Genomic DNA, 7,357 nt, shown 5'->3' with positions numbered 1-7,357 from the left:
CTTGGGGAAAAACGGCCGAAGGCGAGCCATCTGCGCATCCGTCAGCCAGAAAAGGTTGCTCATGATCCAGTCTCCTTGCGGAGCCTGAATCATGCCGCGCAGCTGAAATCAATGGGTCCTAACCCTAGTTCTCGGGATTGCTGGTGCGGCCCTCAGGAAACGATTGCATGAACGCTGGCACTAAATCCAAAGAAAGATTCCCTTGCTCTGCAATAGGTTGCGGGACCTTCTCGTTGGTCTGAGCCCGATCACCCATCTGTCACTTGACAGGGGGGTGCACGAAAAACCCCCAAAACCTGCACACTTATGCCTAATCCACAATGGAAACGTATTCTTGGTAGGGCCGGAGGGACTCGAACCCCCAACCAAGGCGTTATGAGCGCCCGGCTCTAACCATTGAGCTACAGCCCCTTACCGCTGCCTTGCCTAGCAGATCAGACGCGCGGGTCAAGGTTGTGTGGGTGGGGACGGGGTTGGTTTGTTGCGCCCAAATCGGGAAACGCGTAAGGGAGACCCGATAGCGGATTCCCTGAACGGAGACGGGCGATGACCAAAGGCCACAACGGGTTGACCTATGCCGATGCGGGCGTGGATATTGACGCAGGCAACGCGCTGATCGAGCGGATCAAGCCTGCGGCCAAACGCACGATGCGGTCGGGCACCATGGGCGGGCTTGGCGGCTTTGGCGCGCTGTTCGACCTCAAGGGCGCGGGCTATAACGACCCGATCCTGGTGGCTGCGACCGATGGCGTGGGCACCAAGCTGCGGATCGCGATTGACACCGGCAATGTTGATACCATCGGCGTCGATCTGGTTGCGATGTGCGTCAACGATCTGGTGTGCCAGGGGGCGGAGCCGCTGTTCTTCCTCGACTATTTTGCGACCGGCAAGTTGGAGCTGGATCAGGCAACCCGCATTATCACTGGTATCGCAGCCGGCTGTGAGGCGAGCGGCTGCGCGCTGATCGGCGGCGAGACGGCGGAAATGCCGGGCATGTATCATGGTGGCGATTTCGACCTTGCGGGCTTTGCCGTGGGGGCAATGGAGCGCGGGGCGGATCTGCCCTCGGGCGTGGGCGCGGGCGATGTGCTGCTGGGCCTTGGGTCCAACGGCGTGCATTCCAACGGCTATTCCTTTGTGCGCAAGGTGGTGGAGCTGTCGGGGCTGGGCTGGGATGCAGACTCGCCGTTCAGTGACGGCACTCTGGGGGCTGCCCTGCTGGCGCCGACGCGGCTTTATGTGAAGCAGGCACTGGCGGCGGTGCGGGCAGGTGGCGTGCATGCGCTGGCCCATATCACCGGCGGCGGGCTGACCGAAAATCCGCCGCGCGTGATCCCCGAAGGCTTGGCGTGTGAGATTGATCTGGATGCCTGGACCTTGCCGCCGGTGTTCGACTGGCTGGCGCGGACCGCGAACATGTCGGAACCGGAACTGCTCAAGACCTTTAACTGCGGCATCGGCATGATGCTGGTGGTCGCCGAAGACCGGGCCGAGGCCTTGGTCGATCTGCTGCGCGCCGAGGGCGAGACCGTGATCCGCATGGGGCAGGTGGTGCCGGGTGAGGGCGTGATCTACAAGGGCCGCCTGCTGTGACACGGGTTGCCATCCTGATTTCCGGGGGTGGCTCCAACATGCTGCGGCTGGTGCAGGCGATGCAGGCCGACGGGTTTGCACAGCCGGTGCTGGTGGCGTCGAACGACCCCGAGGCGGGCGGTCTGGCCCGCGCCGCGGCCTTGGGAGTGGCGACGGCTGCGGTGGATCATAGCGCCTTTGGCCGCGACCGGGCGGCGTTTGAGGCCGAGCTGTTGCGTCCCCTCCTTGCGGCCAAACCGGATGTGCTGTGCCTTGCCGGGTTCATGCGGGTGCTGACCCCCGATTTCGTGCGCCGGTTTGACGGGCGGATGCTGAACATCCACCCGTCGCTGTTGCCAAAGTATCCCGGCCTGCACACGCATCAGCGCGCGCTGGACGCGGGCGATGTTGAGGCTGGATGCACGGTGCATCAGGTGACGGCGGAGCTGGATGCCGGGCCGGTGCTGGGGCAGGCGGCGGTGCCGGTCCTGCCCGGCGATACCGCCGGGACGCTGGCGGCGCGGGTGCTGGTCGAAGAGCACAGGTTGTATCCGCAGGTGCTGCGGCAGTTTGTGGCGGGGCTGTCTGCGCGGCAGGCCGGTTAAGCCAGCGCCAGCCGGGCCGCGACACGGCTCAGGACCGGGCGGGCGATGCCGGTTCCGGTGCCACTGAGCGGGCAGAGCGAGGGGAACAGCCGCCGGATTTCCGCCCGCGCGGCGTGGTCAAAGGCCGACAGCGATTTGCCCCCGGCGAACAGGCTCTCAGACGGCGCGCCTTCGGCAAAGATCACCTGATGCTCTTCGCACAGCAGATGGCAATAGGTGACCATCGGCCTGCGCACCCGACGGATGTGGCGCCCATTGACCAGATGCACCGCAGCGGCGAGGGTTTCCCGCTCCCCCATGGTCAGTTCTGACGGCCAGCCGGTGACCAGCATCCGGTGCTGCGGCGAGACCAGCAGCTTGCGCCGGTTGCCTGCAACCCCTGCTTCGAACCTTACGGGTGCCATATTGCCTAACCCGCACACCTTGCGCTGACCGGCCCAGACCACGGGGCTATAGCCGTTATCCATGGTTTGCAGCCGGTCGCCGGGGCGGATCTGTTCCACTGGAACCTCGCCGCGATTGGTGCGGATCAGCGTGCCCGCGACAAAGCAGGGAATGGCGGGCGGGGTGGGCGGATACTTGTCAAACGGCAGCTTTTCTTCGCGCGCGGGCTTTGCTCCCGGCCCGAATTGCAGCGTGCCGGGCGTGATCGGGTCCGTCTGGAACACGATCTTTGCCGGGTTGGTAAAGATCTGATGCCCGGAGGATGAGGCCCGGCCCTGGAACTGGTCGTGCTGCGGGTTCAGGCTGGAATAAATCGGCGGATCAGGCGGGTCATCGTCGGGCCAGACGTAGATATCGACAAACTGACCGTTGCTGAAAACGCTCTGACCGGTGTTCACCTGCCGCACCACAACGCGGTAAGTGGTGTCAGCACCGCCCAGTGGCTTGACCCCGGACAACGTTACTTTCATCCCGTCGCCATTGCCTGTCGACGAAACAGACTGGTAGCTGCCAATCTGATCGCCACGCAGATAAAGTTCGACTTGTGACATTCTGTCCGATTTTCTGCGTCCACTTGTTAAGAATTTAGCAGCTTTGGTGGCGGTTGTCTTAATGAAATCCGTCAGAAACACAGTTGCGGGGCTTTTCAAGGTGAAAGCTGCCGCCTATAGCGGAAAGACACCTGTTGCGGGATGCCCCCGCGGCCCCTTGAAAGACGCGACCGATGCGCACTATCACCACGACCGAAGACCTTGCTGCATTCTGCGAGGCTGCCAAATCCCAACCTTACGTGACGATCGACACCGAGTTTCTGCGCGAGCGGACCTATTGGTCAAAGCTGTGCCTGATCCAGATGGCGCTGCCCGGCAAAAACGGCGATGCGGTTCTGGTCGACCCGATCGAGGGCGAGGCGATGAGCATGGAGCCGCTCTATGACCTGTTCCGCCACAAGGCGACGGTCAAGGTGTTCCACGCCGCCCGGCAGGATCTGGAGATCTTCTTTGTCGAGGGCAATGTCTTTCCCGAGCCGCTGTTCGACACCCAGATCGCGGCCATGGTCTGCGGCTTTGGCGAGCAGGTCGGCTACGAGACGCTGGTACGCAAGATTGCCAAGGAAAATCTGGACAAGACCAGCCGCTTTACCGACTGGTCCCGCCGCCCGCTGACCGATGCGCAAAAGGAATATGCGCTGGCTGATGTCACCCATCTGCGGGTGATCTACGAATGGCTGGCGGCACAGCTGGCCAAAAACGGTCGCGCGCACTGGGTCGGCGAAGAGCTGGCGGTGCTGACCAATCCCGAGACCTACACCACCACCCCCGATGAGGCCTGGCTGCGGATCAAGACCCGTACCACCTCGGGCCGGTTTCTGGCGGTGGTCAAGGAACTGGCGCGGTTCCGCGAAGATTACGCGCAAAAGCACAACGTGCCGCGCAGCCGGGTGATGAAGGATGACGCCCTGCTGGAGTTGGCCTCGACCCGTCCCACGTCGGTTGAAGAGCTGGGCCGGTCACGCCTGCTGATGCGCGAAGGCCGCAAGCCCGAGATTGCCGATGGCATTCTGGCGGCGGTCAAGGCCGGTCTGGCGATGAAGCCGGAAGACATGCCAAAGGTCGCGGATGAGCGCGAGCAGATTCAGGTCAACCCGGCGCTGGCCGATCTTTTGCGGGTCTTGCTAAAGGCCAAATCGGAAAGTCTGGGCGTGGCGCCAAAACTGATCGCCTCGTCCTCTGACCTTGACGCCATTGCCGCCGGTGGCCGCGCGGTCGAGGCGCTTGGCGGCTGGCGCAAAGAAGCGTTCGGCGATGATGCCCTGCGGCTGTGCCGGGGCGAAATCGCCCTGTCCGCCAAGGGCAACGAGGTGCGGGTGGTGCGGCTTTAGCCTTACCGGCGGGTGGTGCGCGCCGAGCGCGCGCCCTGTACCGTCACGCGCGAGATTTCTTCCAGCCGACGGGGGCCGAGGGTCACTGCGGCTGTCACTTCGCGCGACCGCACAGTGCCTGCTGCGGTCTGGGTGACCGGGGGCAGGGCGCGGAATTCCAGCATCAGATGGGTCGGATCGTCGCTTTCCGCCTCGACCAGTTCAGCCTGCCACCAGCCCTGGCTTTCCATGACGCCGGTGGCCCGCACGATCGCGCCGCCGCTGTAGGGCTCAATGCTCAGCGTGACCACATCCGCCACCAGCGGCCGTGGATCAACCTTTGCCACAAGCGGTGCGATGGTTTCCACCCGCTCTGACCGGCCAAACCAGTTGAACGGGTTCAGCCGCGACTCGCGCACCGACCCGCAAGAGGTAAGAACCAGAACGGCAACAAGGGCAGCGGTCACAGGACTCTTCATCGGGGGGCGTTTCATTGGTCCATCCATCTTCGCTTTGCCATTGGGTAGCCGATCAGCCTGCTTTTGAAAAGGGCGGGGTTTGATTTGGCGGCAAAGGGGGCTGGACGCGGGCCGGGGTGGGCATTACCTCAGGGGCAAAGGAGCCCCGCCCATGGCCACCGCCGCATTTGAAGACATCGCCGAGACCTTTGATTTTCTGGACGATTGGGAAGACCGCTATCGTCATGTCATCGAATTGGGCAAAGCGATGCCGCCCCTGCCCGATGAATTCAAGGTGCCCGCGCTGAAGGTGGACGGCTGCGCCAGTCAGGTCTGGCTGCGCCCGGTGGTGGCAGATGGCACGTTCGACTTTCAGGGCGACAGCGATGCGATGATCGTGCGCGGGCTGATCGCCATTCTGCATGCGCTGTATTCAGGTGTGCCGGTGGATCAGGTGGCGGCGGTGGATGCCCCCGCCGAACTGGGCCGGTTGGGCCTGAACGATCACCTGTCAGCGCAGCGGTCCAATGGCGTGCGGGCCATGGTTGACCGCATCCGTTCGGTCGCAGCGCAGGCTTAAAGCGGCGCGCAGGCCGCTGTCAGCCAGTCCAGCACCGTGCCAGACACACGCGGCCCGATCTTTGCCAGCACCTCGGCGTGATAGCCATCCAGCCAGATCCGCTCATCAGCGGACAGCATCGCCATGACGATCAGCCGACGGTCCAACGGCACAAAGGTCAGCGTCTCGAAGCTGTATTGCGCGCGATTGTCGCCCAGACTTTCCGCCACCTGCACAACGATCAGGTTTTCCAGCCGGATGCCGAACGCCCCTTCGCGGTAATACCCCGGCTCGTTCGACAGGATCATGCCGGGGTCCAGCGGCACCTCTGACAACCGGCTCAGCCGCTGCGGCCCCTCATGCACCGACAGGAACGCCCCCACACCATGCCCGGTGCCATGGTCGAAATCCTGCCCCGCCACCCAAAGCGGGAACCGCGCCAGCGGGTCCAGATCGCGCCCGGCCAGCCCTTTGGGAAAACGCGCGCGCGAGATTGCGATCATGCCCTGCAACACGCGGGTATAACACATGCGCGCCTCATCCCCCGGATCACCCACTGCCACCGTGCGGGTGATGTCGGTGGTGCCGTCGCGATATTGCGCGCCGGAATCCACCAGCAAGAGCTCGTTGTTCTGCACCGCCCGGTTGGTCTCGCGCGTGACGCGGTAATGCATGATCGCGCCATTCGGCCCGGCGCCGCAGATGGTGTCAAAGCTGATGTCATGCAGCGCATTGGTGGCGCGGCGGAACCCTTCCAGCGCGGTCACCACATCAATCTCGGTCAGGGTGTCCGGTGGCTGGCGGTCCAGCCAGGCCAGAAACTCCACCATCGCCGCCCCATCGCGCAGATGGGCGGCGCGCATGCCCTCGATCTCGGCTGCGGTCTTGCGCGCCTTTGGCAGACGGCAGGGGTCGTCACCCCAGACCACCGCGATGCCCGCATCGGTCAGCTCGTCACTCACCGCCAGCGGGGCAGAGGCACGGTCCACCCGCACCGGGCCAGACAAGGTGCGCAGGGCAGGGACAAAGGCCGCAGGCGGGCGCAGGCTGACCTCAGGCCCCAGATGCGCGCGCACCTGATCGTCCAGCTTGGCGGGGTCAGTGAACAACGTGACGCGGCCATCATCATGCAGAATGGCAAAGCCCTGCAGCACCGGGTTTTTCGGCACATCCGCGCCCCGGATGTTCAAAAGCCAGCAGATCGAGTCGGGAAGGGTAAGGACCGCCGCGCGCTGCCCCGCCCCACGCAACCCCTCGGCCAGCCGCGCGCGTTTGTCGGCGCTGCTGAACCCCGCCAACGCATCCGGGTGGGCAAAGGCCAGCCCGCAGGGCGCAGGCGGCTGGTCGGGCCAGATCGTATCAACCAGATTGCGCGTGGCGCGCAGCCCGATCCCCGCAGGCTCCAGCACCGCCCGCAACGTGGCAATCTCATCGGCGCTGTGCAGCCAGGGGTCAAAGCCGACCTCGCCCGCGCCCAGATGCGCCTTGATCCAGTCTCCGGCTTTCACCTCGGGCCATGGCACCGGCGTGAACTGCCCCAGATCGACCTGCGCCTTGACCTGCACCCGGTAGCGCCCGTCGATGAACACGCCCGCCACATTGCGCAAAATCACCGCAAACCCCGCAGACCCGGTAAAGCCGGTCAGCCATTGCAGCCGCTCATCCCGCGCGGCGACATATTCGCCCTGATGTGCATCGGCGCGCGGCACGATGAACCCGGCCAGACCGTCGCGCTGCACCACCCCACGCAGCGCGGCCAGACGGGGCGGCCCCTGATCCGGCGTGGCGTGGCTGTCAAAGCTCTGGAACATGGCATTCACCTTGCTAAAAATACTTCGGGCGCGCGCGACAGCGCGGG

7 protein-coding genes and 1 tRNA gene are annotated in these 7,357 nt (G+C 64.5%); 4 read left to right on the top strand and 4 right to left on the bottom strand.

All coding sequences use genetic code 11. The annotated features are described in order from the left end of the window. Positions 1–335 precede the first annotated feature (335 nt). A tRNA-Ile gene (locus D1012_RS19075) sits at positions 336–411 on the bottom strand. Positions 412–546: 135 nt separating this feature from the next. Here D1012_RS19075 and purM point away from each other — a divergent pair. Both purM and purN read left to right on the top strand, forming a co-directional pair. Beyond that, positions 547–1,593, top strand: coding sequence for a phosphoribosylformylglycinamidine cyclo-ligase (gene purM, locus D1012_RS19070; RefSeq protein ID WP_118155723.1), 1,047 nt, complete (start codon positions 547–549; stop codon positions 1,591–1,593). Then, entirely contained in the window at positions 1,590–2,177 is a 588-nt protein-coding gene (gene purN / locus D1012_RS19065; protein WP_118155722.1) for a phosphoribosylglycinamide formyltransferase, read from the top strand. The genes purM and purN overlap by 4 nt, the downstream gene beginning before the upstream one ends. Here purN and D1012_RS19060 read toward each other — a convergent pair. After that, a complete protein-coding gene (locus D1012_RS19060) occupies positions 2,174–3,172 on the bottom strand; it encodes a Hint domain-containing protein (protein ID WP_118155721.1) in 999 nt (332 codons plus the stop codon). The genes purN and D1012_RS19060 overlap by 4 nt on opposite strands. 173 nt (positions 3,173–3,345) lie before the next feature. Between D1012_RS19060 and rnd the strand changes: the two genes are divergently transcribed. Next, complete coding sequence (gene rnd, locus D1012_RS19055) at positions 3,346–4,503, top strand: ribonuclease D (protein ID WP_118155720.1); 1,158 nt, start codon at positions 3,346–3,348, stop codon at positions 4,501–4,503. Positions 4,504–4,505: 2 nt separating this feature from the next. Here the strand turns inward: rnd and D1012_RS19050 are convergent, their stop codons facing one another. Continuing rightward, on the bottom strand, positions 4,506–4,976 hold the full coding sequence (locus D1012_RS19050) for a hypothetical protein (protein WP_233517186.1): 471 nt from the start codon (positions 4,974–4,976) through the stop codon (positions 4,506–4,508). Between the two features lie 136 nt (positions 4,977–5,112). Here D1012_RS19050 and D1012_RS19045 point away from each other — a divergent pair, with 136 nt between their 5' ends. After that, positions 5,113–5,520 carry a SufE family protein gene (locus tag D1012_RS19045; RefSeq protein ID WP_118155719.1) on the top strand — a complete coding sequence of 136 codons (408 nt, stop codon included), beginning with the start codon at positions 5,113–5,115 and terminating at the stop codon, positions 5,518–5,520. Here D1012_RS19045 and D1012_RS19040 read toward each other — a convergent pair. After that, positions 5,517–7,310 (bottom strand): aminopeptidase P family protein, encoded by a 1,794-nt coding sequence (locus D1012_RS19040; protein ID WP_118155718.1) that lies wholly within the window; start codon positions 7,308–7,310, stop codon positions 5,517–5,519. The two genes, D1012_RS19045 and D1012_RS19040, sit on opposite strands and share 4 nt — an antisense overlap. Positions 7,311–7,357 lie beyond the last annotated feature (47 nt).

It is taken from the genome of Pseudotabrizicola alkalilacus (genome assembly GCF_003443995.1).
In the GTDB taxonomy this organism is placed as follows: Bacteria; Pseudomonadota; Alphaproteobacteria; order Rhodobacterales; family Rhodobacteraceae; genus Pseudotabrizicola; species Pseudotabrizicola alkalilacus.
This window is presented reverse-complemented; position numbering and strand designations above follow the sequence as displayed.